Origin of the sequence: Streptomyces spinoverrucosus, assembly GCF_015712165.1 — a bacterium.
GTDB lineage: Bacteria > Actinomycetota > Actinomycetes > Streptomycetales > Streptomycetaceae > Streptomyces > Streptomyces spinoverrucosus_A.
Genome location: NZ_JADPZX010000001.1, coordinates 7,338,337 through 7,362,894, shown reverse-complemented (window position 1 = coordinate 7,362,894; position 24,558 = coordinate 7,338,337). Strand labels below are relative to the sequence as shown.

Here is a 24,558-nt window from a genome sequence, read left to right as displayed (position 1 = left end):
GGCCGCCGGCTCCCCCTCATACAGTGCGGCGGCCCGGCCGGGGCTGAGTGTCAACGGCGCGTTGTCGGATGCGGGTTCTTCGTGGCTGGTCGCGCCGTTCCCCCTGAGGGGCGACGGAGGTGGCGTTCGTTGCGGAGGACCAGGAGGGCCACGTCGTCGGGTGGACTGCCGCCGGAGTGGCGTAACAGGCGCGTGAAGACGGTGTCCAGGATGGCCTGTGAGGAGATATCGCCGCTCACGGCCTCCCTCAGCACGTCCGGCAGGGGAAAGAACCGGCCATGTGCGTCCCGGGCGTCCTCCGCGCCGTCCGTGTACAGGAACAGGGCCTCGCCGGGGCGCAGTTCGCCATATCGTACGGCGGGCAGGTCGGCCGGCAGCGGGAACGGGCCGAGCGGCGGCAGCGGTTCGGCCAGGGCAAGGGGCTCGACGCCGGTTTCGCGCAGGCGGTACGGCCAGGGGTGCCCGCAGTTGAGCGCCCGTACCTCGCCGTCCCCGCCGATCTCCAGCAACAGGATGGTGACGAACTCCTCGGCCTGCTCCACGCGCGGGCGCTCGCGCAGATGGCGGGCGAGGGCGCGCTCGAGTCCGTGCAACACCCGGCCGAGTTCCGGCTCGTCGTGCACGGCTTCCCGGAAGCCGCCCAGCACGGCGGCGACCGTCCCGGTCGCGCCGAGCCCGTGCCCCCGCACATCGCCCATCACGACCCGCACACCGTGCTCCGTGGCGACGACTTCGTACAGATCACCGCCGACGGAGGAGCCACGGTCTGCGGACAGTTGGGCGGCGGCGACATTCAGTCCGTCGATGCGCGGGGGCAACGGCGTCGTGGGCGGCCCGAGGGCCCTGATACGGATCATGCCGGTGGCCCCCATGTAGGCCGTGACAGCGCGGACCGACCTCGAAAGGCCGGTCCGATTGTGTCCACGCCATGACCCGTCAGGACCAGATCACCGGAACAAGCCACCCAAACGAGTGAGGTGACTGCAACGCCCCAAAGGGGCGCGGGGCCGCATCAATGTGCGGCCCCGCCGCGTGGGCGCGCCCAGCCACGTACAACCCGCAGCCGAAAGCCGACCCGCAGCCCCCCGGCGCTCCTAGCTGCGCAACACGGCCCCCGTCCGCTCCGCCGCCAACGCCACCGCCGCATCCCGAGCAGCCGACGCCTCATCAACCGTCAGCGTGCGGTCACCCGCCCGGAACCGCAGCGCGTACGCCAGCGACTTCCGGCCCTCACCGAGCTGCTCCGCGTTCTCGTACACGTCGAACAGCCGGATGGACTCCAGCAGTTCGCCGGCGCCCTCGCGCAGCGCGGCCTCGACCTCGGCGTGCGGGACCGGCAGGTCGACGACGAGCGCGACGTCCTGCGTGGCCACCGGGAAGGCCGAGATGCTCGGCGCCTGCGGGGTGCCGTCACCGACCTGCTCCAGGGCGTCGAGGTTCAGCTCCATCGCGCAGGTGCGCGCGGGCAGTCCCAGCGCCTTCAGGACGCGCGGGTGCAGCTCGCCGGCGTGGCCCACGACCCGCTCGGTGTCGTCGGCGGCGACCACGAGCTCGGCGCAGCGGCCCGGGTGCCACGGCCCGTACTGGCCCTTGCGCACGACGAGCTCGGCACCCGCCTCGCGCGCGACCGTACGCGCCGCCTCGACGGCGTCGGCCCAGTCGCCCGGACGGCCCTTGCCCCACCAGCCGGCCTGCTCGCGGGCGCCCGCGAGGACGACGGCGACATGGCGCGGCTGCTCGGGCAGCGCGGCGTTGAGCGCGGCGATCTCCTCGTCGGTCGGACGGCGGTCGACCGGCAGATGCGCGCCGCCGACCCGCTCCTCACGCGGCAGGAACACCAGCCCGGTCTCGAACAGGGCCAGATCGTGCGAACCCCGCCCGTCATTGCGCCGCAGGGCAGCCAGCAGGCCCGGCAGCAGCGACGTACGAAGCGCGGGCTCCTCGTCGTTGAGCGGGTTGACCAGCCTGACCACGCGGCGGGCGGGGTCGGCGGCGTCGAGGCCGAGCTGGTCGAAGACCTGCTCGCTGACGAACGGGTAGTTCGGCGCCTCGACATAACCGGCCCCGGCCAGCGCCCGCCCGACCCGGCGGTGCAGCCGCTGCCGGTGGGTGAGGCCGCGCTGGGACGGGGGCTTGGGCAGCGTGGAGGGCAGGTTCTCGTAGCCCTCCAGGCGGATGACCTCTTCGGCCAGGTCGTTCTGCTCCAGCAGGTCGGGACGCCAGGACGGCACGGTGACGATGAGCTCGTCCTGCCCGTACACGTCGCAGCCGACCTGCTGGAGGCGGCGTACGACGGTCTCGCGGCCGTACTCGACGCCGGCGACCTGGTCCGGGTGGTCGGCGGCGACCGTGATGGTGTGCGGCGCGGACGGCGCGATGACCTCGGTGACGCCGGCCTCGGCGGTGCCGCCGGCGAGCAGCACCAGCAGGTCGACCGTGCGCTGGGCGGCGGCGGGCGCGGCCTGCGGGTCGACACCGCGCTCGAAGCGCCGGGACGCCTCGGAGGACAGCTTGTGGCGGCGGGCCGTGCGCGCGATGGAGACGGCGTCGAAGTGGGCCGCCTCGATCACCACGTCGGTGGTCGCGCCTTCGACGTCCTCGTGGTCGGCGATCTCGGTGTCGGCGCCGCCCATGACGCCCGCGAGGCCGATCGGGCCACGGTCGTCGGTGATGACCAGGTCCTCGGCGTGCAGCTTCCGCTCGACGCCGTCGAGGGTGACGATCTTCTCGCCCTCCTCGGCCCGGCGGACGCCGATGGTGCCCCGGACCAGCTGACGGTCGTAGGCGTGCAGCGGCTGGCCGAGCTCCATCATCACGTAGTTGGTGACGTCGACGGCGAGTGAGATCGGGCGCATGCCGACCTTCTGCAGCCGGCGCTTCAGCCAGATCGGGGAGCGGGCCTCGGGGCGCAGACCGGAGACCGTGCGGGCGGTGAAGCGGTCGCAGCCCATCGGCTCGGAGACCTTCACCGGGTAGCCGTAGGCGTTCGGCGCGGGTACGTCGAGCAGGGCCGGGTCGCGCAGCGGCAGGCCGTAGGCGATGGCGGCCTCGCGGGCGACGCCGCGGATGGACAGGCAGTCGCCGCGGTTGGCGGTGACGGCGATGTCCAGCACCTCGTCGACCAGCTCAAGCAGCTCGATCGCGTCCTTGCCGACCTCGGTCTCGGGCGGCAGCACGATGATGCCGTGCGTGCCGTCGTCGCCCATGCCCAGCTCACTGCTGGAGCAGATCATGCCGTGGGACGTCTTGCCGTAGGTCTTGCGGGCGCTGATCGCGAAGCCGCCGGGCAGCACGGCGCCCGGGAGGACCACGACGACCTTGTCGCCGACGGCGAAGTTGCGGGCGCCGCAGATGAGCTCCTGGGGCTCGCCGGTGCCGTTGGCGGTGCCGACGTCGACGGTGCAGAAGCGGATCGGCTTCTTGAACTCCGTCAGCTCCTCGATGGTGAGCACCTGGCCGACGACCAGGGGGCCCTTGAGGCCGTCGCCGAGCTGCTCGACGGTCTCGACCTCCAGACCGGCCGAAATGAGCTTGGCCTGCACGTCACGACCGGTCTCCGTCTCCGGCAGGTCGACGTATTCCCGCAGCCAAGAAAGCGGGACCCGCATCAGATCTCCATCCCGAACGGCCGGGTGAACCGGACGTCACCCTCGACCATGTCTCGCATGTCCTCGACGTTGTGGCGGAACATCAGCATCCGCTCGATGCCGAACCCGAAGGCGAAACCGCTGTACTTCTCCGGGTCGACACCGCAGGCGGTGAGCACCCGCGGGTTGACCATGCCGCAGCCGCCGAGCTCGATCCAGCCCTCGCTGGAGCAGGTGCGGCAGGGCCGGTCGGGGTTGCCGACGGACTCGCCGCGGCAGACGTAGCACACCATGTCCATCTCGGCGGACGGCTCGGTGAACGGGAAGAAGTTCGGCCTGAGCCGGGTCTTCATGCCCTCGCCGAACAGCGACTGGACCATGTGGTCCAGGGTGCCCTTGAGGTCGGCCATGGTCAGGCCCTCGTCGACCGCGAGCAGCTCGACCTGGTGGAAGACCGGGGTGTGGGTGGCGTCCAGCTCGTCGGTGCGGTACACGCGGCCGGGGCAGATCACGTAGACCGGCAGCTCACGGTCGAGCAGGGAGCGGATCTGCACGGGCGAGGTGTGGGTGCGCAGCACGACACCGGAGTCGGCACTGCCGTCCGGGCCCTCGACGAAGAAGGTGTCCTGCTCGCCGCGGGCCGGGTGGTCCGGGCCGATGTTCAGGGCGTCGAAGTTGAACCACTCGGCCTCGACCTGCGGGCCCTCGGCGACCTCGTAGCCCATGGCCACGAAGATGTCCTCGATGCGCTCGGAGAGCGTGGTGAGGGGGTGGCGGGCGCCGGACGGTACGCGGTCGTAGGGCAGCGTGACGTCCACGGCCTCCTCGACCAGCACCCGCTGGTCGCGCTCGGCCTCCAGTTCGGCCTGGCGGGCGGCGAGGGCCTTGTTGACGGCGCCACGGGCCTGGCCGACGCGCTTGCCGGCATCGGCCTTGGCGTGCGGGGGCAGGGCGCCGATCTCGCGGTTGGCCAGCGCCAGCGGGGAGGTGCCGCCGGTGTGGGCGACCTTGGCCTCCTGGAGCGCGTCGAGGGAGTCCGCGGCGGCGAAGGCGGCGAGCGCCTCGTCCCGCATGCGCTCGATCTCTTCCGGTTTCAACGCCTCGACCTCGACAGGGTCGTACGACTTATTGGGTGCCGACATCTCTTCCCGTGCTTCCGATTGGCTGGCGGATGGTCCCCGTCATCGACTCTCAGGTCCGTACGCAGGACACAAAGGTGCCAAAGGCCGAGTCTAACGGGGTGGAGGTGTACGAATGCGCCCGTGGGCCACTAGGCGAGATACGCCGGGGCCGCCACGGGCAACGTAAATCGGAACTCGGCGCCGCCGCCGGGGGCGCGGCCGACCGTGATGGTGCCGCCGTGGGCCTCGACGATGCCCTTGACGATGTACAGCCCGAGGCCCGTGCCGCCGCGCTTGCTGCCCCGCCAGAAGCGGGTGAAGACGCGGTTCATGGACTCCTCCGGGATGCCGGTGCCCTCGTCGCTCACGGTGACCGACGTGCCGGTGTCCTCTCCTTCACGGGGGGACGCGGCGGGCGTGACGTCAATGGTGACGGTTCCCTCGCCGTGCCGCACGGCATTTTCGATGAGGTTGCTGAGCACCTGGTCGATCTTGTCGGGGTCGGCCCACAGCGCGGGCAGCGGCTGCTCGACGCGGAGCAGGAACCGGTCGGCGCGCAGGCCCGCGGCGACGTACGCCTGGATGTGCCGGCCGACGGCGGCACCGATGTCGACGGGCTGGCGGCGCACCTCCAGCCGGCCCGAGTCGATCCGCGAGATGTCCAGCAGCTCGGCGATCAGCCGGGTGACCCGGTCGGCGTCGGCGTCGACGGTCTCCAGCATCAGCCGTTTCTGGTCGTCGGTGAACCGCTCCCACTTGGCCAGCAGCGTGGCCGTGAACCCCTTGACGGAGGTGAGCGGCGAGCGCAGCTCGTGGGCGACGGTGGCGATCAGCTCGGCGTGAGAGCGCTCGGTGCGGCGGCGGGCCTCGGTGTCCCGCAGCGAGACGACGACGCGGTGGACGGGGCCGGTGGGTTCGGTACGGACGTAGCGCGCCGAGACGAGCACCTCACGCCCGCCCGGCAGCAGCAGGTTCCGCTCGGGCTGCCGTACCCGGGTGGCGAGGCCGCCGTAGGGGTCGGTCAGCTGCCACCAGCGCCTGCCCTCCAGGTCCTCTAACGGCAGCGCCTTGTCGAGCCGCTGACCGAGGGCGTCGGTGGCGGCGACGGCGGTGATGCGTTCGGCTGCGGCGTTGAAGCAGATCACGTGCCCGTGCTCGTCGGCGACGACGAGGCCGTCGGGCAGTTCGTCGGGGTCGATGCCGAGCTCGGCGAGATCGCCGTACCGGGACGCGGCCGGGCGCGTCACGTCCCGTCCCCCCGGAGCGCTGCTCGTGCCGACGCTCATCCGCGTACCCCACCTCTCAGACGGCGCAGGAGGCCCCCGAGCTGGTCACCCTACTAGCCTTCGGTGACGGAGCGGCAGCCTCCGGGGGCGCGCTGTGCACGGGCCGACGCATAGAGGCATACGGCCGCGGCGGTCGCGAGGTTCAGGCTCTCGGCCTTTCCGTGGATCGGGACGCGGACGACGGCGTCCGCGAGCGCGCGGGTCTCCTCGGGCAGGCCCCACGCCTCGTTGCCGAACACCCAGGCGGTCGGCCCGCCCATGGTCCCCTTGTCGAGCTCGTCGTCGAGGTCCTGCTTCCCGGCCCCGTCGGCGGCGAGGATCCGCACCCCGGCCTCCTTCAGCCCCGCCACGGCCCGCTCGACGGGCACCCCCACGGCGACCGGCAGATGGAACAGCGACCCGACGGAGGCGCGGACGGCCTTGGGGTTGTACAGGTCGACGGAGGCGTCGGTCAGGACGACGGCCTCGGCACCGGCGGCGTCCGCGCAGCGCAGCACGGTCCCGGCGTTCCCCGGGTCCCGCACGTGCGCGAGCACGGCGACGAGCCGCGGCCGGGCGGCGAGGATCTCCTCGAACGGCGTGTCCAGGAACCGGCAGACCCCGACCAGCCCCTGCGGGGTCACGGTCGTGGAGATGTCGGCGATGACCTGCTCGGAGGCGAGATGCAGCCGGGCGCCGGTGTCCCGGGCCTCACCGATGATGTCGGCGTACCGCTCGGCCGCCTCGACGGTCGCGAACAGTTCCACGAGCGTCCCCCGCTGCGCCCCCGCCTCCCGCACGGCCTGCGGCCCCTCCGCGAGAAACAGCCGCTCCTTCCCCCGGAAGTTCCGCTTGGCCAGCCGCCGCGCGGCGGCGACCCGGGGGGAACGGGGGGAGATCAGCTCGGGAGTGGCGGGGGACATGTCAGCTCACCTTCACAACAACTTCTCCGCCGCAACGGCGCTCGACCACGACGGCGCGGTCCGGCGGTGCCGAACCGGCCGCTTTTCACAGAACAACGGACCCGCAGGCAAACCCACGGGTCCGTTCAGTCACGTCGGCTTTGGCTCAGGCCGAGCGCAGCGTCACGCGGCCTTCGGCGCGTTGACGTCCGCCGGCAGCGCCTTCTGCGCGGCCTCGACGAGCGCGGCGAACGCGGTGGCGTCGTTCACGGCGAGCTCGGCCAGGATCTTGCGGTCGACCTCGATGTTCGCGGCCTTCAGACCCTGGATGAAGCGGTTGTACGTGATGCCGTTGGCGCGGGCAGCGGCGTTGATGCGCTGGATCCACAGCTGGCGGAAGTCACCCTTGCGCTTCTTGCGGTCGTTGTAGTTGTAGACCAGCGAGTGGGTGACCTGCTCCTTGGCCTTGCGGTACAGGCGCGAACGCTGACCGCGGTAGCCGGAGGCCTGCTCGAGGATCGCCCGGCGCTTCTTGTGGGCGTTGACTGCCCGCTTGACGCGTGCCACTTGTTAACTCCTTGTAGCGGGGCCGCGGTTGTCCTCACACGGCCCGGTATCGATTGGGTCCCGGTCCAGACGTAGGGCGCTCAAGCGAAGCGCCGCGTACGTCACTTGCCGAGAAGCTTCTTGATCTTCTTGGCGTCGCCCGGGGCCATCTCGGCGTTGCCGGTGAGGCGACGCGTCAGACGGGACGACTTGTGCTCGAGCAGGTGGCGCTTGCCGGCGCGCTCACGGAGCACCTTGCCGGAGCCGGTGACCTTGAAGCGCTTGCTGGCACCGCTGTGCGACTTGTTCTTCGGCATAGCGCCGTTCTCTCCTCGTCGGTGGCGCTCCGATGCCCGGTCACGAAAACCGGGCACGGTGGAGCGTCGCTCTTGTTTCGGTTACGTCCTGGGACTGTCGTCCCGGGGATCACGCCTCGGCGGGCTCCTCGGCGGGCGCCTCTGCATCGGCGGGGTTCTGCGAGCGACCGGGGTTGGCCTTCGCGGACGCCTTACGGGCCTCCTGCGCCTGGCGAGCCTCGGCCATCGCCTCGGTCTTCTTCTTGTGCGGACCGAGGACCATGATCATGTTGCGGCCGTCCTGCTTCGGGTTCGACTCCACGAAACCGAGGTCCTGGACATCCTCCGCGAGCCGCTGCAGCAGTCGGTAGCCCAGCTCGGGCCGGGACTGCTCGCGACCACGGAACATGATCGTGATCTTGACCTTGTCGCCCTGCTTGAGGAACCGGACGACGTGACCCTTCTTGGTGTCATAGTCGTGCGGGTCGATCTTCGGCCGGAGCTTCATCTCCTTGATGACCGTGTGCGCCTGGTTCTTGCGCGCCTCACGGGCCTTCATGGCCGACTCGTACTTGAACTTCCCGTAGTCCATGAGCTTGCACACGGGCGGACGGGCGTTCGCCGCGACCTCGACCAGGTCGAGGTCGTACTCCTGAGCAAGCTCCAGTGCCTTCGCGAGCGGCACGATGCCGACCTGCTCGCCACTGGGACCGACAAGTCGCACCTCGGGAACGCGAATCCGGTCGTTGATGCGGGGCTCGGCGCTGATGGATCCTCCTCGGTAGCACCACACGGCGGTCTGGCGGACAGCCGCGTAACGTCTGTATTCGTTAGACCTAACCGCGCCGAAGCAGAAAAAATGCCCCGGACGATCACAGGCGGGGCTCCTCGAACTACCGGAGCGACCGCCGCGGTGACCGCGGGGCGCACTTTTCGGGCGGGTGCCGCCGCTGGGGACGGGGCCGCCTGACCGGTGACCCGCCGCCCCGCAGGGCGGCCAGGTGGGAGTTCGAAAGCCTCCACTTGTGGGTCGGACTCGCGAGCTGTGAGGCATACGTGTCCGACCGGTCGTTACACAAGGTTAGCAGCTCGGCCCCGGAACGGCTAACCGAGGGCAACTGGGGCCCGCCGCCGCTCTGCCCCTATGGTGAACGGCATGAGTGAAGAGACGCCCGACTTCAACGCCATGACCCGCGACATCGCCGAGGTCCCCGCGGTCGAGGTGATCGTGACGGTCGCCGTCAACCTGATGAGCGCGGCCGCGGTGAAGCTCGGTCTGACCGAGGAGGGCGAGAAGCACAAGGACCTGGACGAGGCCCGCAAGCTGATCCACGCCCTCGCGGGTCTGCTGGACGCGAGCGCGACCGAGATCAGCTCGTTCCACGCGGCCCCGCTTCGGGACGGCCTGAAGTCCCTGCAGCTGGCGTTCCGCGAGGCGTCCCTCGTCCCCGACGAACCGGGGCAGGGCCCGGGCGAGAAGTACACGGGCCCGGTCTACGGCTAGTTTCCGCGTACTTCACGTACGTACAGGGGCTCGCCCGGTGGTGTGGTCCCGGCCGGCAGCAGTGCCAGGTCGAGGCCGCGCACCAGGCGGGCCCTCAGTGTTTCGTCGGCGGCCATGCGCCGCGCCACCGCGCGGGCGGCCTCGGCGGGAGCTGCGGCCGGGTCGAGGACGAGGGCCAGGGTGCCGTCCGCCTGGCCGGGCCCGAGGTGGGCGCGGAGCACGGCGGGCTCGGCGGCCACGGCGGCCCGTACGGCCGCGACGACCGCGGGGTCGGCGAGCGGGTCGATGCTCGTCCGCCCCTCCGCCAGCGCCAGCAGCGCGGGCCCGGTCAGCTCGAACGGCACGGGCCCGGCCAGGTCCAGCACGACCGTGTCCGCCTTCTCGTGCGCGGCGGCCTGCAGGGCCTGGTGCAGCGGTACGGCCACGGGGCGGGCCTGTGGGTCCCAGCGGGCCAGCGCGTCGGTGGAGGTGAAGGCGGGCAGGGCGGTGCGGCCGCCGGCCTTCAGGGTGGGTACGGCCATGTCGCTGGTCTTCTCGCGGCGCAGCCCGTTCTCGTCCTCCTCGACCTCGCCGAGCACGGCGACCACGGGGACGAGCAGCCGGGCGCCCTTCAGCGCGGCCAGCACGGGCCCCACGGCGGTGCGGTCGTCGGCCCAGGCCGCGAGCGCCGCGCTCAGCCGGGGGTCGGCGGAGCCGTCGTCGTCGGAGAAGCCGGGGTCGGGAATGTTCTTGTTCGCCACGGTCATCGACCCTATAGGGGGGATCCTGCTGGGCTTGTGCGGGCCCGGTAACGCGGCCGTGACCCCGCTCACCGGTTTCTCAGCCATCCCTGACACACATCTAACGTCCGTCTAACGGCCCGCACAGACGGCGGCGCCAGCATCGTGACATGGAGTCCGCGAGAGCCCGCCGTGCCCTGGTCTGCGCCGCCGTCACCTCCGCCGTCGCCCTGGGCGGTACGGCGGCGGGGGCGGCGTATGTGAAGGCGCGGGCGCAGCCCGTGGTGCGGGCCGTATCGTCGGCCGGGACACCGTCGGCGGCGGCGAGCGGGGAGGCAGCGGTGGAACCTGTGGCACGGCCGGCGGTGGACCGTGACGCGCTGCTGGCCGACTCCATGGGGGACGTGCCGGTCGAGGACGGCGCCGAGGTGTCGGTGGCGGTGGCGGTGGTGGAGCCGGACTCCGGGGAGAGCGCCACGTACGGCGAACGTCGCTTCGACACCGCGAGCGTCGTGAAGGTGGACATCCTGGCGGCGCTGCTGCTCCAGGCGCAGGACGCGGGCCGGGAACTGACGGCGACGGAGAAGTCGTACGCCACCGCGATGATCGAGAGCAGCGACAACGACTCGGCGTCGGCCCTGTGGCGGACGATCGGCCGGGCGGAAGGGCTGGACGCGGCGAACGAGCGGTTCGGGCTGACCGGGACGGAGGGCGGCGACGGCATGCTGTGGGGGCTGACGCAGACCACGGCGGCCGACCAACTCGCCCTGCTGCGGCAGGTGTTCGGCGAGGACTCGGAGCTGAGCGCGGTCTCGCGGTCGTATCTCCAGGGGCTGATGGGGCGGATCGCCGTCGGTCAGCGGTGGGGGGTGTTGGCGGCCGGGGACGCTTCGGGGTGGGCGCTGAAGAACGGTTGGCTGCCACGGACCGCGACCGGCCTGTGGGACGTCAACAGCGTCGGCCGGGTGACCGTCGACGGCCGTGACTTCCTGGTGGCCGTGCTGTCGGACGGGAACACGACGAAGGAGAAGGGCATCGCGCTGGTCGAGGCGGCGGCACGGGTGGCCGTTTCGGTGTTCACGGGAGAAGCCCCGGCCCCGGCCACGAAGTCCGCGACGGTCGGTTAGCTGCCCCACCGGGGGGCGGGGCACGCGACGACCGTCGGGCTAGGGCCTGTTGCGAAAGTGGCCTCGTCGCCCGGAGGGCGGCCGCGCGGCGTCCGGTGCGTGCTCTCGGCGTGCCGCCCGGAAGCCCTCGTACTGGGGTACTCGGGCTTTCGGGCGGTGCGCCGAGAGTGCGCGCCGGGCGTCGCGCGGCAGAGGCCACTTTCGCAACAGGCCCTAGAAGCGGTCGTACTCCCGGCGTGCCCGCCACAGCACCACCGCCGCCACGAGCAGTACGCCGCCCACGCTGCCGGCGAGGGGGGCCGCCCAGCTCGCGGTGTCGTCGTCGGAGCCGGCGGCGTCGGGGCCGGGGCCGAAGTACTTCTCGCCGTACGACGCCGAGCGCAGGCCCTCGGGCTTCAGGCGCCCGGCCTCCTCGATGGCGGCCGCCGGGTCGACGAAGCCGAAGCCGCGGGAGTCGTCGCGGCCGTCGGCCGGGGCGTCGCGGGCGGTGTCCTCCAGGAGCCGTTTGATCTGGGCCGGGGTCAGGCCGGGGTGGGCGGCCTTGACGAGGGCGACGGCGCCGGAGACGAAGGCGGCCGCCGCGCTGGTGCCCCAGCCCTCGTAGTACTTGCGGTCGGGGTCGGCGATGACGACGTCGACGCCGGGGGCGCTGACCGTGGCGTACCAGCGGCGGGTGGAGAAGGAGGCGCGGGTGCCGAACTTGTCGACGGCGGTCGCGGCGATGACGCCCGGGTAGGCGGCCGGGTAGGAGATGTGGTCGCCCTTCTCGCCGCCGTTGCCGGCCGAGGCGACGACGACGGAGCCCTTCCTCAGGGCGTACTGCACGGCCTCGTCCTCGGCGGGCTCGGGGTGCGCGGAGGCGGAGTCGTCGCCGAGAGAGAGGTTGATGACGTCGGCGCCCTGGTCGGCGGCCCAGCGGATGCCGTCGGCCAGGGCGTTGCCGCGGGTCTTGCGGGCCTTGCCGCGGGCGGGGTCGCCGTCCTCGAGGATGACGCGGACGGGGAGGATCTTCGCCTCGGGGGCGATGCCCATGACGCCGTCGGCGTTGCCGGCGCCGTGGCCGTGACCGGCGATGATGCCGGCCATGGCGGTGCCGTGCCGGGCCCACGCCCGGTCTCCGCGTCCGGCGCCGAAGCCGACCATGTCCTTGGTGGGCAGGACGTTGCCGGCCAGGTCGGGATGCTCGTCGTCCACGCCGGTGTCCAGGACGGCGACGGTGATGCCCGCGCCCTTGGTGGTCTGCCAGACCTCCTCGGTGTGCATGGCCTGGAGCGACCACTGCTTGGCCCGGATGCCGTCGGCGTGCGCGGCGGTGGGCGGGACCAGGGCGACGGAGGCGGCGAGCAGGACGCCGAGCAGTCCCGCTCTGCGGGTCGTGGGTTTCATGAGGGCTGTTCCGAGGACGACGTGACGGACTTGCGCAAGCCGCGCTCCACGCGGTCGGCGAGGCCCTTGGCCTCGTGGCCGAGGCCCGCCTGGGCGACGGCGGTGGTGGCACCCGAGCGCATCGCCTCGGCGGCGGGCTGCGGCTCGTCGACGGTGCGGCCGTCGGCCCAGCCGGAGACGGCGTACACGACGACCGGGGCGTCGGTGAGCACGGAGACCGTCCAGGAGGCGCGCTGCTCGTCCCCGAAGCCCGCGGCGACGGTGTCCTTCGCGGCGTACGGGCGGGGCATCAGGTCGGTACGCCGGCCCAGGCGCTCCTTCTCGAAACGGGCGTCCAGCGAGCGCATAGCGGTGGCGTCGGCCTTGGTGAAGAGCAAGCCGACGGTGGTGACGTAGCTCTGGGTGGCGTCGGTGTAGGTGGCGCGCAGCAGGCGCTGGCAGCCGACCGGGGTGAGCACCTTGCGCAGCAGCGGGTCGAAGGCGTCGGCGCAGCCGCTGTCCGGGGCGACGGCGATACGCGTCCAGGTCCGGTCGGCGTCGCCGGGACCCGCGCCACGGCCCTGCACGGTGGGCGGGAACAGCTGGTCGACCGGCACGCTGTGCCACAGACTTCCGGCGGCCGCGAAGGTCCCGCGCTCACCGGCCTCCCCGGATCCGCCGACCAGCCAACTCCCGGTCACGGCACCGCCGATGAGCCCGATCCCCAGGACGAGACAGACGGCCGCCGCGAGGGTGCGCCGCCGGACCAGCGCGCCGGACAGGCCGACCCGCGCGTCGTCGTCGAACGCCTCGGGCTCACCGAAGCTGACCACGGGCCGCCCCGAGCCGAACGTCCCACCGGAGGTGTACGGGGCGCTCCAGGAGTGGGCCGGGTTCGGGGTCACGGGGGTGGGGGACTCCAGCGAGGCGGACGTGGGAGCACGCCGGGTCTCCGCCGCGACGGGGCGCAGGCGCCGGGTGGTCTCCGCCGGGTTCTCGGCGGGCGCGGCAGCGGGACGCGGCACTGGGGCGGGGCGGTGACTCGGACGCGGGGGTACGGCGCGCTGGGCGGGCGTCTCCTGAGCCGTGGCAGGGCGTGCCGACGGCGTCGGACGCGGGGGTACCGCGCGGTGGGCGGGCGTCTCCTGAGCCGTGGCAGGGCGTGCCGACGGCGTCGGACGCGGGGGTACCGCGCGGTGGGCGGGCGTCTCCTGAGCCGTCGCAGGGCGTGCCGACGGCGTCGGACGCGGGGGTACCGCGCCCTGGGCGCGGTTCTCCGCGGGCGCCGCCGCAGGACGCGCAGGCGGGGCGGGGTGGCCCGGACGCGGAGGTACGACGCGCTGCGCGGACGTCTCCTGAGCCGTCGCAGGGCGTGCCGACGGCATCGGACGCGGGGGTACCGCGCCCTGGGCGCGGTTCTCCGCGGGCGCCGCCGCAGGACGCGCCGGCGGGGCGGGGTGGCTCGGACGCGGAGGTACGACGCGCTGCGCGGACGTCTCCTGAGCCGTCGCGGGGCGTGCCGGTGGCGTCGGACGCGGGGGTACGACGCGATGGGCGGGCGTCTCCTGGGGCGTCGCGGGGCGTGTGGGCGGTGTTGGGCGGTGGGCCGGAGGTGGTGGGGTGTCCGGGAAGCGCGCTGAGGCGGGGGGCGGGGGTGGGGTGACCTGTGAGGGCCGGTCGCTGTCGCCGTGCCCCTTCGTGGGCTTCGGCGGCTGCGCTGGACGGGGAGGGATCGGGGCGTGTTGCGCTTCCGTGCTCATGCACCCCCCGTTTCCTCGCGCCCGTGCCCGTCTCCTCGTACGCGGGCGCCGTCGTTCCTCCGTGCGTGCGCGTCACTCTACGGGTTGCCCCCGCCGATGCGGGAACCAGTCCACGAGCGCGGGGCATCTGCCCGGAACATCCCCCTACCCTGCGGTAATCCTGTCTGGCAGGCTTCGTTCATGACTGCGCGCGCCGCCGACCGGGCCCGTTACGACCGGGCCACCGCCCATCTTGACGCCCCCGTCGCGATCGTGGACCTGGACGCCTTCGACGCCAACGCGGACGACCTGGTCCGCCGCGCGGGCGGGAAGCCGATCCGCGTCGCCAGCAAGTCCGTACGCTGCCGTGCCCTGCTCGAACGCGTCCTGGCCAGGGACGGCTTCGCGGGGATCATGTCGTTCACGCTCGCCGAGTCGCTGTGGCTGGCCCGCTCCGGTTTCGAGGACGTCCTCCTCGCCTATCCGTCGGCCGACCGCGCCGGCTTCGCCGAACTCACCTCCGACCCCAAGCTCGCCGCCGCGGTCACGGTGATGGTCGACGACCCCGCCCAGCCGGCCCTCATCGACGAGGCGCGGGACGGCGGTCGCGAAGTCGTGCGGGTGTGCCTGGAGTTGGACACCTCCCTGCAGCTGTTCGGCGGTCGGGTGCGGGTCGGGGCCCGCCGCTCGCCGCTGCACTCCCCCGCCGACGTCGCCGACCTGGCCCGGGCGGTGGTCCGGCGGCCGGGGTTCGAGGTCGTGGGGATCATGGCGTACGAGGGGCACATCGCCGGTGTCGGGGACGCGATCTCGGGACGGCCGGTGCGCTCGCGGGCGGTGCGGCTGATGCAGGCGGCGGCCCGGCGGGAGCTGGCGGAGCGGCGTGCGGCGGTGGTGCGCGCGGTGCGGGCCGTGGTGCCGGGGCTTCAGTTCGTCAACGGCGGCGGTACGGGCAGTGTGCAGCACACCGCCGCCGAGGACGCGGTCACGGAGATCGGCGCCGGGTCGGGGCTGTACGTGCCACGGCTGTTCGACAACTACACGTCGTTCAGCGGCCGTCCGGCGGCGCTGTTCGCCCAGCCGGTGGTGCGCAGGCCCGGCGTCGGCGTGGTGACCGTCCTCGGCGGTGGCTATCCGGCGTCCGGCGCGGCCGGGACGGACCGGCTGCCGGTGCCGTATCTGCCGGAGGGGTTGCGGTACGACCCCCAGGAGGGCGCCGGTGAGGTGCAGACGCCGCTGCTGGGCTCGCCGGCCGACGACCTGCTGATCGGCGACAAGGTGTGGTTCCGGCACGCCAAGGCCGGTGAGCTGTGCGAGCGGTTCGACGCGCTGCATCTGGTCGAGGGCGACCGGGTGACGGCGACCGTGCCGACGTATCGCGGGGAGGGCCGCACGTTCCTCTGACGGGTGACGGGTCAGCCGGTCGGGCTGATGCCGGCGCCCACCCCGCCGCCGGTGTCCGCGTCGCCGACCGGCCGGATGCCCTCGGTGATCCGGTCCATGTCGGCCAGCGGCGGACCGTCCGGACCGGCGTCGAACACATACCGCACGATGACCGGTGCCTCCGTGCCCACGCTGGACTGGAAGGCGAGGGACTGCACGTAACCGCCGGGCCCCTCGGCGGTGGTGACCCGCCAGCGCACGAAGTACCCGGCGCGGCCCGCCACCGCGACCGGCCCGGACTTGACGACCTGGTGCGACTCGATGCCGCCGTAGGGGCGCCGGCCGACGAGGTCACGGTCGTAGGCCTCGTCGGCCGCGTCCGCGATGTCGGCCTTGGCCAGCACCTCGGGGGACGTCTCGTCGGCGTCGTCGGCCGTGCGGGAGATGACCAGGCCGTGCCGGCAGATTCCGCCGTCGCCCGGGCAGTCGTACGTCCCGTTGGTGGTCATCATGACGTTGTCCACGCTGATGTTCTCCGGCCGGACCCAGCCGTCCAGCAACGGCAGGGTGATGCCGTTGAGTTCGTCGACGACGACCGTCGGGTCGTCGGGCGAGGGTTCCGGGGAGGTGGTGGGCGGTGCTGTGGTCGTGGTGTTCGGCGGGGCGGTGTTCGCCTGCGCGCCGCCGCCGTTGTCGTCGCCGGCGCCGAGGACGACCGCGCCCGTGACGAGCGCGGCCACCAGGAGCGCCCCGGCGGCGGTGAGGGCCACGGTCCTCGCGCGGGGGGACGACGCGGCACGGCCGCCGGCCGGGGTCGGCGGGCCTGGGGGCCCGGGCGGGCGCCGGTGCTCTGTCCAGGCCGTGCCGTCCCACCAGCGGTCGGCGTGCGGGGCCGACGGATCGCGGTACCAGCCGGGCGGGGGTGTCATGCTCACCCCCGCACTGTAGGCCGACTTCTACAGCGGCGTGACGTACGCCCCGGAGATGCCCCCGTCCACCAGGAAGTCGGTGGCGTTGACGAAGGAGGAGTCGTCGCTGGCCAGGAACGCGACGGCGGCGGCGATCTCGTCGGCCTCGGCGAACCGGCCGAGCGGGATGTGCACCAGGCGGCGCGCGGCGCGCTCCGGGTCCTTGGCGAACAGCTCCTGCAGCAGCGGGGTGTTGACCGGGCCGGGGCAGAGGGCGTTGACGCGAATGCCCTCGCGGGCGAACTGCACGCCCAGTTCGCGGGACATGGCGAGGACGCCGCCCTTGGAGGCCGTGTAGGAGATCTGGCTGGTGGCCGCGCCCATCCGGGCCACGAAGGACGCGGTGTTGATGATGGAACCCTTGCCCTGCCGGCGCATGTAGGGAATCGCGGCCTTGCAGCACAGGTAGACGGAGGTGAGGTTGACCTCCTGGACGCGCTTCCAGGCCTCCAGGCCGGTCTCCAGGATGGAGTCGTCGTCGGGCGGGGAGATCCCGGCGTTGTTGAAGGCGACGTCGACGCTGCCGTACGTCTCGTACGCCGTCCGGAACAGCGCCTCGACCTGCTCGGGGTCGGTGACGTCGACGTTCACGAAGATCCCGCCGACCTCCTCGGCGGCCGCCTTGCCGCGCGCCTCGTCGACGTCGCCACAGACGACGTGCGCGCCCTCGGAGGCGAGCCGGCGGGCGGCGGCGAGACCGATGCCGCTGCCGGCTCCGGTGACGACGGCGGTACGGCCGACCAGTCGGCGACAGACGATGTCGGTGGTCTCAGAGGTCACTGTGCGAGGCCTTCCGTACGGGATTCGCTGCTGATGAAGACGTTCTTGGTCTCGGTGAACGCGGCGAGCGCGTCCGGGCCCAGTTCACGGCCGATACCGGACTGCTTGAAGCCGCCGAACGGGGTCCAGTAGCGCACGCTGGAGTGGGAGTTGACGGACAGGTTGCCCGCCCGGACCGCCTGCGAGACGCGCAGGGCGCGGCCGACGTCCCGGGTCCAGATGGAGCCGGAGAGACCGTAGTCGGTGGCGTTGGCGAGGCGGATCGCGTCGGCCTCGTCGTCGAAGGGCAGGACGACGGCGACGGGGCCGAAGACCTCCTCGACGGCCACGCGCGCCACCGGGCTGACGCCGGTGAGGACGGTGGGCGGGAACCAGAAGCCGGGGCCCTCGGGGGCCTTGCCGCGGATGCCGGGCGCGTCCGGGTCGACGTACGAGCGCACGCGGTCCAGCTGGGACCTGGAGATCAGCGGCCCCATGTCCGTGGTCGCGTCGGCCGGGTCGCCGACCGCGACCGCCTCGACGGCGGGGGCGAGGAGGTCGAGGAAGCGGTCGTACGCGCTGCGCTGGACGAGGATGCGGGTGCGGGCGCAGCAGTCCTGGCCGGAGTTGTCGAGGAAGGACATGGGGGCGGCGGCCGCGGCGGCTTCGAGGTCGGCGTCGGCGAAGACGATGTTGGGGCTCTTGCCGCCGAGTTCGAGGGTGACGCGCTTGAGGAGATCCGAACCCTTCACCAACACCCGTTTGCCCACGGCCGTTGACCCAGTGAAGACGATCTTCGCCACGCCCGGATGCTCGACCAGCGCGTTGCCCGCGACCGGGCCACGGCCGGGCAGCACTTGGAACAGCCCCTCGGGCATACCCGCCTCCAGGGCGAGTTCGGCCAGCCGCACGGCGGTCAGCGGAGTCGTCTCGGCGGGCTTGAGGAGCACCGCGTTGCCCGCCGCGAGCGCCGGAGCCGTGCCCCACGCCGCGATCGGCATCGGGAAGTTCCAGGGCGCGATGACGCCGACGACGCCGAGCGGCTCCAGGATCGTGACGTCGAGGCCGCCGGGGACCGGGATCTGGCGGCCGGTCAGCCGCTCCACTCCCCCGGCCGCGTAGTCGAGCAGATCGCGGACGTTGCCCGCCTCCCAGCGGGCGTTGCCGACCGTGTGCCCGGCCTCACGGACCTCCAACTGGGCGAGTTCTTCGCGGTGTTCGTCGACGGTGACCGCGAACCGGCGCAGCAGCCGGGCGCGGTCGGCGGGGGCGAGGGCGGCCCAGCCGGCCTGCGCGCGAGTGGCCCGTACGACCGCCGCGTGGACGTCGGCCTCGGTCGCCGCCGGGATCGTGGCGAGGACCTCCTCGGTCGCCGGATTCAGTACCTGGAGCTGGTCGGACAAGAGGGGCCTCACATACGTTCGAAGGAGCGGCGCAGCTCCCAGTCGGTCACCGCGGCGTCGAACGCCTCCAGCTCGACGCGCGCCATGTTGCGGTAGTGGGCGACGACCTCGTCACCGAAGGCGGCCTTGGCGATCGGGCTGTTCTCCCAGAGCTCGGCGGCCTCGCGGAGCGTGGTGGGCACGTGCGCGTACTCACCGGTGTACGCGTTCCCGGGGCACTGCTCGGGCAGCTCCAGCTTCTGCTCGATCCCGTACAGGCCCGCCGCCACCATGCCCGCCACCGCGAGGTGCGGGTTGACGTCACCGCCGGGCAGCCGGTTCTCGAAGCGCAACGACCGTCCGTGCCCGACGACCCGCAGCGCACACGTGCGGTTGTCGTGGCCCCAGGCGACGGCGGTCGGCGCGAAGGATCCCGGCTGGAACCGCTTGTACGAGTTGATGTGCGGCGCGTAGAGCAGCGAGAAGTCCCGCAGCGCGGCGAGCTGCCCGGCGAGGAAGTGCCGCATGACCTCGGACATGCCGTCGTCGCCGGGCATCACGCTGTGGCCCTTGTCGTCGGCCAGCGACAGATGGATGTGGCAGGAGTTGCCCTCGCGCTCGTTGTACTTGGCCATGAAGGTGACCGACATGCCCTCCTGGGCGGCGATCTCCTTGGCGCCGGTCTTGTAGATCGCGTGCTGGTCGCAGGTGACCAGGGCCTCGTCGTAGCGGAAGGCGATCTCGTGCTGGCCGGGGTTGCACTCGCCCTTGGCGGACTCGACGGTCATGCCGGCGCCGGCCATCTCGTTGCGGATGCGGCGCAGCAGGGGCTCGATGCGGCCGGTGCCGAGGACGGAGTAGTCGATGTTGTACTGGTTGGCGGGGGTGAGGCCCCGATAGCCGGCGTCCCAGGCCTGCTCGTAGGTGTCCTTGAAGACGATGAACTCCAGCTCGGTGCCGACCTGCGCGGTGAGGCCGAGCTCGGCGAGGCGCTGAAGCTGGCGGCGCAGGATCTGCCGGGGCGCGGCCACGACCGGGGAGCCGTCGGCCCAGGCGAGGTCGGCGACGACCATGGCGGTGGCCTCGTTCCACGGGACGCGGCGCAGGGTGCTCAGGTCGGGGTGCATGGCGAAGTCGCCGTAGCCGCGGTCCCAGGAGGACATCTCATAGCCGTCGACGGTGTTCATCTCGGTGTCGACGGCGAGGAGGTAGTTGCAGCCCTCCGTGCCGTGCTCCAGCACCTCGTCGAGGAAGAAACGCGCGGCGAACCGCTTGCCCTGCAACCGCCCCTGCATGTCCGGGAAGGCCAGGACGACGGTGTCGATCTCACCGCCCGCGACGAGGGCGTGCAGCTCCTCGACGCCGAGCGGGGCTGTGCGGTCTGCCACGGGAAGGGCCTCCTTCGGGCTTCTGCGCGCTGTGTCGGCCGGGCCGAGAGACATAAGGTATTGGGGAGAACCATTGCTTGGGAAGGGGGCACGGCCAGATGTCGGTGGATCCGGTGAGCGACGCGGACGACCCGCTGACGCCGGTGCTGCGGCCGGTCCGGGCCGGCAACGGCTTCGAGGAGGCGCTGGAGCAGATCCTCCAGGTGCTGCGGCTCGGCCTGGTGCCCGGTGGTGAGCGGCTGCCCGCCGAGCGGGAGCTGGCGGAGCGGCTCGGCGTCAGCCGGGTGACGCTGCGCGAGGTGCTGAAGGTGCTCCAGGACCAGGGTCTGGTTCAGGCACGGCGCGGACGGTACGGCGGAACGTTCGTGCTGCCCCGCGCGGACGGCGGCGGCCAGGACGAGCTGCGCCGCCGGGTCGCCGGGGTCGACATCGAGGACGTCCTGCGCTTCCGGGAGGTGCTGGAGGTGGGCGCGGCCGGCCTGTGCGCGGCGCACGGGCTCACCGGCGAGCAGGCGGCGCGGCTGCGGGAGGCGCTGGCGCGCACCCATGACGCACCGCTCGCGGAGTACCGGCGCCTGGACACCCTGCTCCATCTCACGCTGGCCGAACTGTGCGGCTCACCGACGCTGACCGCGCAGTACGCGGCGGTACGGGCCACGGTGAACGACCTGCTGGACTGCATCCCGCTGCTGGTGCGCAACCTGGAGCACTCCCAGCGCCAGCACACGGCGCTGGTGGAGGCGGTGCTCGACGGGGACACGGACGGGGCACGGGAGATCATGCGGGAGCACTGCGCGGGGACGGCGGCGTTGTTGCGGGGATTTCTGACGTGAGAGCCTGGTAAAGGTTCGCCTGTGAGCCATTGTGTGAGCAAGTGTGTGAGCCATTGGCGGGATGGGAGGGCCCATGACGGACAGGCCGTTGATCGGCGTCAGTACGTATCTGGAGGCCAGGACGCGGTGGGGCGTGTGGGAACTGGAGGCGGCTCTGCTGCCGGCCGGGTATCCGCGGCTGGTGCAGCGGGCCGGCGGACTGGCCGCGATGCTGCCACCGGATGTGCCCGAGCGGGCGGCTGCGGCCGTGGCCCGGTTGGACGGGCTGGCGATCGCGGGCGGGCCTGATGTGGAGCCGGCGCGGTACGGCGCGGAGCGCGACGCCCGTACCGGGCCGCCGGCGCGGGAGCGGGACGCCTGGGAGCTCGCCCTGATCGACGCGGCGTTGGCGGCGCGGGTGCCGCTGCTGGGCATCTGCCGGGGGATGCAGTTGCTCAACGTCGCCCTGGGCGGGACGCTCGTGCAGCATCTCGACGGGCATGCGGAGGTGGTCGGGGTCTTCGGGCGTCACGCCGTCAAGCCGGTGCCGGGGACTTTGTACGCCGGTCTCGTGCCGGAGGAGACGTCTGTGCCGACGTACCACCATCAGTCCGTGGACCGGCTCGGTACGGGGCTGGTGGTCTCGGCGCATGCGGCGGACGGGACTGTGGAGGCCGTTGAACTGCCGGGAGAGCACTGGGTGTTGGGGGTGCAGTGGCATCCGGAGATGGGGGAGGACGTGCGGGTGATGCGGGGGCTGGTGGAGGCTGCCGGGTAGCTGGGGTGCGCCTGGAGAACTCGGCTGCTTCTGTGGAATGGCGGGTGCGGCCATTCGGTGGCTGGTCGCGCCCACGCGGCGGAGCCGCGTATCAAATAAGGCCTCGCGCCCCTTGGGGGCGTTCATCTCCCCTTGGGAGATTTTCGCGTCAATCCCAGCAGCTCCCTCGCCGGCCCCGCCGGCCGATGCCCCGTGCGCCACACCGCTCGCAGGTCGCGTCGCAGGCGTACGCCGTCCACGGGGACGCTCACCAGGCGCCGGGTCGCCAGTTCCTCGCCCACCGCCAGTTCGCTGAGCACCGCCGGGCCCGCTCCCCCGACCGCCGACGCCTTCACGGCCGTGGTCGAGGACAGCTCGATCAGGGGGCGGGCGAGGCCGCCGAGCGCCGCGTCCAGGACCTGGCGGGTGCCCGAGCCCGTCTCGCGCAGGACCAGCGGGGTCGCCGCCAGTTCGTCCGCCGACAGCGGGCGGCGCCGACGGGCCCAGGGGTGGCCGGGTGCCGTCACGACGACGAGGTGGTCGTGGGCGACGACCACCGAGTCCAGTCCCGTCGGGACCGTCAGCCCCTCCACGAAGCCCAGGTCGGCCTCGTCGGACAGCAGCCGCTCGGCGACGGCGGCCGAGTTGCCCGCGAGCAGCGACACCGCCGTGTCGGGTCGCCCCGCGCGCAGCGCCAGCAGCCAGCCCGGCAGCAGGTACTCGGCGATGGTCATGCTCGCCGCGACCCGCAGCCGCGAGTCCCGCCGGTCCCGCAGCGCCTGCGCCCCCACGTCGAAGGCCTCGGCCGCCTCCACGACCCGCCGCGCCCAGTCCGTCACCAGCACCCCGGTGTCGGTCAGCCGGGAGCCGCGCGGCGAGCGGTCCACCAGCGCCACCCCCAACTGCCGTTCCATGGAACGGATCCGGCTGCTCGCCGCCGGCTGGGTGATGCCGACCTCCCGGGCCGCCGCGCCGAGACTCCCCAGCCGCGCCACGGCCAGCAGCAGCTCCAGCGCCCCGAGATCCGGCACCCGGTGTGCCAGCGAACCCGCCCCCGGGGACGTCCGCCCGTTCTCCTGTCCCTCCGACCTGCTCATAACCCCACCTTATGCCCCCATAGAGACGTGGTCTCTGGCGACGGCCTCGAACCGGCGGGACGGTGAGCCCATGGTCACCGCCGCCCACCCCGTGTCACGCCCCACCCGGCGTGTTCTCGCCGTCCGTCACCTCGGACCGAACTGGTACGCCTCCGTCATGGGCACCGCCGTCGTCGCCACCGCCGGCGCCGCGCTCCCCGTGCATGTCCCGGGCCTGCGCACCGCCTGCACCGCCGTCTGGGCCCTGTCCCTGGCCCTCCTGGCGGTTCTGCTGGCCGCGCGTGCCCTGCACTGGACCCACCACCGCGACCAGGCGCGCGCCCACCTCCTGGACCCGGCGACGGCCCCCTTCTACGGCTGCCTGGCCATGGCCCTGCTGGCCGTCGGCGGCGGCACGATCACCGTCGGGCGGGACTGGATCGGCATCGAGGCGGCGGTGGCGCTCGACGCCGTGCTGTTCACGGCCGGTACGGCCGTCGGGCTGGCGGCCGCCGTCGCCGTCCCGTACCTGATGGCCGTACACCACCGGCCGGAGCCACGGCAGGCCACTCCCGTCTGGCTGCTGCCGCTGGTGGCGCCGATGGTGTCCGCGGCCCTCGGGCCGCTCCTCGTGCCGTACCTGCCGCCCGGGCAGGCCCGGGAGACGCTGCTGCTCGCCTGCGTGGCGCTGTTCGGCCTGAGTCTGGTCGCCACCCTGCTCCTGCTGCCGGTGCTCTTCGCCCGCCTGCTCACCGCGGGGCCGCTGCCGCTCGCCCTCACCCCGACGCTGTTCCTGGTGCTGGGCCCGCTGGGGCAGTCCACGACGGCGGTCGGCAATGTCGCGGACGCGGCGCCCTACGGCGAGAGCCTCCTCGTCGTGGTGTACGGGGTGCCCGTGATGGGCTTCGCGCTGCTGTGGTTCACGCTGGCGACCGCGCTGGTGCTCAGGGCCCGTCGCCAAGGGATGGGCTTCGCGATGACGTGGTGGGCGTTCACCTTCCCCGTCGGCACCTGCGTGACCGGCGCCGAGGCCCTGGGACGGCACACCGGACTCGTGGCCTTCGACTGGCTCGCCATCGGCCTGTACGGCGTCCTGGTGGCCGCCTGGGCCGTCGTCGCCGTACGGACGGCGCGCGGGCTGCTCAGCGGAGAGCTGCTCGCAGGGCCTCGGCCAGCACCCCTGGCGCCTCGGCCAGTGACGGTCCGTACCACGTCAGGTGCCGGCCGCTGACCAGCGCGCAGGGCAGCCCCTCGAAGGACTCCGGGCCGTCGCCGGCGGAGAAGCGGTAGGGCTCGTCCGGCAGGACGACCACGTCGGGGGCGGCGGCGCGCAGTTCGTCGAGCGGGATCCTCGGGTAGCGGTCCGGGTGGCCGGCGTAGCGGTGGTCGACGCCGAGGCGGGCCAGGACGTCGCCCGCGAAGGTGTCGCGGCCCAGCACCATCCAGGGCCGCCGCCAGATCGGCACGACGGCCGTTCTGCGCGGGTCCAGGACGGGTGGCCGCGCCCAGGCCGCCTCGGCGTCCCGCAGCCACGCCGGGCGCGGATCCGCCCCGCAGGCGTCCAGCACGCGCGCCAGCTCCCGGAAGGCCCGCGGCACGTCGCGTACCTCGGTCACCAGCACCTCGACGCCGGCCGTGCGCAGGGCGTCGAGGTCGGGGGCGCGGTTCTCCTCCTCGTTGGCGATCACCAGGTCGGGGGCGAGCGCGAGGACCCGGTCGACCTTGGGGTTCTTGGTGCCACCGACGCGGGTGACGTCGAGGTCCGCCGGATGGGTGCACCAGTCCGTGGCGCCGACCAGGACGCCGGGGGCGGACACCGCCACGGCCTCCGTGAGCGAGGGCACCAGCGACACGACGCGCAC

Annotated in this window: 22 protein-coding genes and 1 pseudogene; 6 read left to right on the top strand and 17 right to left on the bottom strand. The window is 72.8% G+C overall.

Translation table 11 applies throughout. From position 1 onward, the window contains the following. Positions 1 to 50 precede the first annotated feature (50 nt). From I2W78_RS33435 to infC, 8 genes and pseudogenes are all read right to left on the bottom strand, one after another. A pseudogene (locus I2W78_RS33435) lies at positions 51 to 920 on the bottom strand (PP2C family protein-serine/threonine phosphatase); the annotation flags it as partial. Between the two features lie 174 nt (positions 921 to 1,094). Then, positions 1,095 to 3,608, bottom strand: a complete 2,514-nt coding sequence (gene pheT, locus I2W78_RS33430; RefSeq protein ID WP_196463982.1) for a phenylalanine--tRNA ligase subunit beta — start codon at positions 3,606 to 3,608, stop codon at positions 1,095 to 1,097. Further along, positions 3,608 to 4,729 (bottom strand): phenylalanine--tRNA ligase subunit alpha, encoded by a 1,122-nt coding sequence (pheS, locus tag I2W78_RS33425; protein ID WP_196463981.1) that lies wholly within the window; start codon positions 4,727 to 4,729, stop codon positions 3,608 to 3,610. The genes pheT and pheS overlap by 1 nt, the downstream gene beginning before the upstream one ends. Positions 4,730 to 4,857: 128 nt before the next feature. Further along, positions 4,858 to 5,994, bottom strand: a complete 1,137-nt coding sequence (locus I2W78_RS33420) for a sensor histidine kinase (protein WP_196463980.1) — start codon at positions 5,992 to 5,994, stop codon at positions 4,858 to 4,860. Positions 5,995 to 6,047: 53 nt separating this feature from the next. Continuing rightward, a complete protein-coding gene (locus I2W78_RS33415; protein ID WP_196463979.1) occupies positions 6,048 to 6,896 on the bottom strand; it encodes a TrmH family RNA methyltransferase in 849 nt (282 codons plus the stop codon). Between the two features lie 162 nt (positions 6,897 to 7,058). Then, on the bottom strand, positions 7,059 to 7,442 hold the full coding sequence (gene rplT / locus I2W78_RS33410) for a 50S ribosomal protein L20 (protein WP_196463978.1): 384 nt from the start codon (positions 7,440 to 7,442) through the stop codon (positions 7,059 to 7,061). Positions 7,443 to 7,543: 101 nt separating this feature from the next. After that, entirely contained in the window at positions 7,544 to 7,738 is a 195-nt protein-coding gene (gene rpmI / locus I2W78_RS33405; protein ID WP_007829094.1) for a 50S ribosomal protein L35, read from the bottom strand. A 109-nt stretch (positions 7,739 to 7,847) separates the two neighbouring features. Further along, positions 7,848 to 8,510, bottom strand: a complete 663-nt coding sequence (gene infC, locus I2W78_RS33400; RefSeq protein ID WP_189699607.1) for a translation initiation factor IF-3 — start codon at positions 8,508 to 8,510, stop codon at positions 7,848 to 7,850. Positions 8,511 to 8,873: 363 nt separating this feature from the next. On the opposite strand from infC, the gene I2W78_RS33395 reads away from it, so the two are divergent. Beyond that, positions 8,874 to 9,221 carry a DUF1844 domain-containing protein gene (locus tag I2W78_RS33395; protein WP_230885675.1) on the top strand — a complete coding sequence of 116 codons (348 nt, stop codon included), beginning with the start codon at positions 8,874 to 8,876 and terminating at the stop codon, positions 9,219 to 9,221. Here I2W78_RS33395 and I2W78_RS33390 read toward each other — a convergent pair. Further along, entirely contained in the window at positions 9,218 to 9,961 is a 744-nt protein-coding gene (locus tag I2W78_RS33390; protein WP_196463976.1) for an SseB family protein, read from the bottom strand. The genes I2W78_RS33395 and I2W78_RS33390 overlap by 4 nt on opposite strands. 149 nt (positions 9,962 to 10,110) lie before the next feature. Here I2W78_RS33390 and I2W78_RS33385 point away from each other — a divergent pair, with 149 nt between their 5' ends. Further along, entirely contained in the window at positions 10,111 to 11,067 is a 957-nt protein-coding gene (locus tag I2W78_RS33385) for a serine hydrolase (RefSeq protein WP_196463975.1), read from the top strand. A 213-nt stretch (positions 11,068 to 11,280) separates the two neighbouring features. Here the strand turns inward: I2W78_RS33385 and mycP are convergent, their stop codons facing one another. Together mycP and I2W78_RS33375 are read right to left on the bottom strand one after the other, a co-directional pair. Next, on the bottom strand, positions 11,281 to 12,453 hold the full coding sequence (gene mycP, locus I2W78_RS33380; protein ID WP_196463974.1) for a type VII secretion-associated serine protease mycosin: 1,173 nt from the start codon (positions 12,451 to 12,453) through the stop codon (positions 11,281 to 11,283). Then, the gene (locus I2W78_RS33375) at positions 12,450 to 13,457 is read right to left on the bottom strand and encodes a hypothetical protein (RefSeq protein WP_307783899.1); all 1,008 of its coding nucleotides are present in this window, start codon (positions 13,455 to 13,457) and stop codon (positions 12,450 to 12,452) included. The genes mycP and I2W78_RS33375 overlap by 4 nt, the downstream gene beginning before the upstream one ends. A gap of 915 nt (positions 13,458 to 14,372) precedes the next feature. Here I2W78_RS33375 and I2W78_RS33370 point away from each other — a divergent pair. Beyond that, a complete protein-coding gene (locus I2W78_RS33370; RefSeq protein ID WP_196463973.1) occupies positions 14,373 to 15,575 on the top strand; it encodes an amino acid deaminase/aldolase in 1,203 nt (400 codons plus the stop codon). An 11-nt stretch (positions 15,576 to 15,586) separates the two neighbouring features. Here I2W78_RS33370 and I2W78_RS33365 read toward each other — a convergent pair whose 3' ends face one another. Genes I2W78_RS33365 through I2W78_RS33350 form a run of 4 tightly spaced genes read right to left on the bottom strand, consistent with a single transcriptional unit; the run spans position 15,587 to position 20,051 of the window. After that, positions 15,587 to 16,483: a DUF2510 domain-containing protein gene (locus I2W78_RS33365; RefSeq protein WP_196464812.1), complete on the bottom strand. Its 897-nt coding sequence runs from the start codon at positions 16,481 to 16,483 to the stop codon at positions 15,587 to 15,589. A gap of 27 nt (positions 16,484 to 16,510) precedes the next feature. Then, positions 16,511 to 17,302, bottom strand: coding sequence for a 3-oxoacyl-ACP reductase (locus I2W78_RS33360; RefSeq protein ID WP_196463972.1), 792 nt, complete (start codon positions 17,300 to 17,302; stop codon positions 16,511 to 16,513). Next, positions 17,299 to 18,684, bottom strand: coding sequence for an aldehyde dehydrogenase family protein (locus I2W78_RS33355; protein ID WP_230885673.1), 1,386 nt, complete (start codon positions 18,682 to 18,684; stop codon positions 17,299 to 17,301). The genes I2W78_RS33360 and I2W78_RS33355 overlap by 4 nt, the downstream gene beginning before the upstream one ends. Positions 18,685 to 18,692: 8 nt before the next feature. After that, on the bottom strand, positions 18,693 to 20,051 hold the full coding sequence (locus tag I2W78_RS33350) for a glutamine synthetase family protein (RefSeq protein ID WP_196463970.1): 1,359 nt from the start codon (positions 20,049 to 20,051) through the stop codon (positions 18,693 to 18,695). A 98-nt stretch (positions 20,052 to 20,149) separates the two neighbouring features. Between I2W78_RS33350 and I2W78_RS33345 the strand changes: the two genes are divergently transcribed. Together I2W78_RS33345 and I2W78_RS33340 are read left to right on the top strand one after the other, a co-directional pair. Continuing rightward, the gene (locus I2W78_RS33345; RefSeq protein ID WP_196463969.1) at positions 20,150 to 20,884 is read left to right on the top strand and encodes a FadR/GntR family transcriptional regulator; all 735 of its coding nucleotides are present in this window, start codon (positions 20,150 to 20,152) and stop codon (positions 20,882 to 20,884) included. A gap of 73 nt (positions 20,885 to 20,957) precedes the next feature. Then, the gene (locus I2W78_RS33340) at positions 20,958 to 21,641 is read left to right on the top strand and encodes a gamma-glutamyl-gamma-aminobutyrate hydrolase family protein (protein ID WP_196463968.1); all 684 of its coding nucleotides are present in this window, start codon (positions 20,958 to 20,960) and stop codon (positions 21,639 to 21,641) included. Positions 21,642 to 21,763: 122 nt separating this feature from the next. On the opposite strand, the gene I2W78_RS33335 is transcribed toward I2W78_RS33340, so the two are convergent. Continuing rightward, positions 21,764 to 22,717 carry a LysR family transcriptional regulator gene (locus tag I2W78_RS33335; protein ID WP_196463967.1) on the bottom strand — a complete coding sequence of 318 codons (954 nt, stop codon included), beginning with the start codon at positions 22,715 to 22,717 and terminating at the stop codon, positions 21,764 to 21,766. Positions 22,718 to 22,787: 70 nt separating this feature from the next. Here I2W78_RS33335 and I2W78_RS33330 point away from each other — a divergent pair, with 70 nt between their 5' ends. Next, a complete protein-coding gene (locus I2W78_RS33330; RefSeq protein WP_196463966.1) occupies positions 22,788 to 23,927 on the top strand; it encodes a TDT family transporter in 1,140 nt (379 codons plus the stop codon). On the opposite strand, the gene I2W78_RS33325 is transcribed toward I2W78_RS33330, so the two are convergent. Beyond that, positions 23,839 to 24,558, bottom strand: coding sequence for a helical backbone metal receptor (locus tag I2W78_RS33325; protein ID WP_196463965.1), 720 nt, complete (start codon positions 24,556 to 24,558; stop codon positions 23,839 to 23,841). The two genes, I2W78_RS33330 and I2W78_RS33325, sit on opposite strands and share 89 nt — an antisense overlap.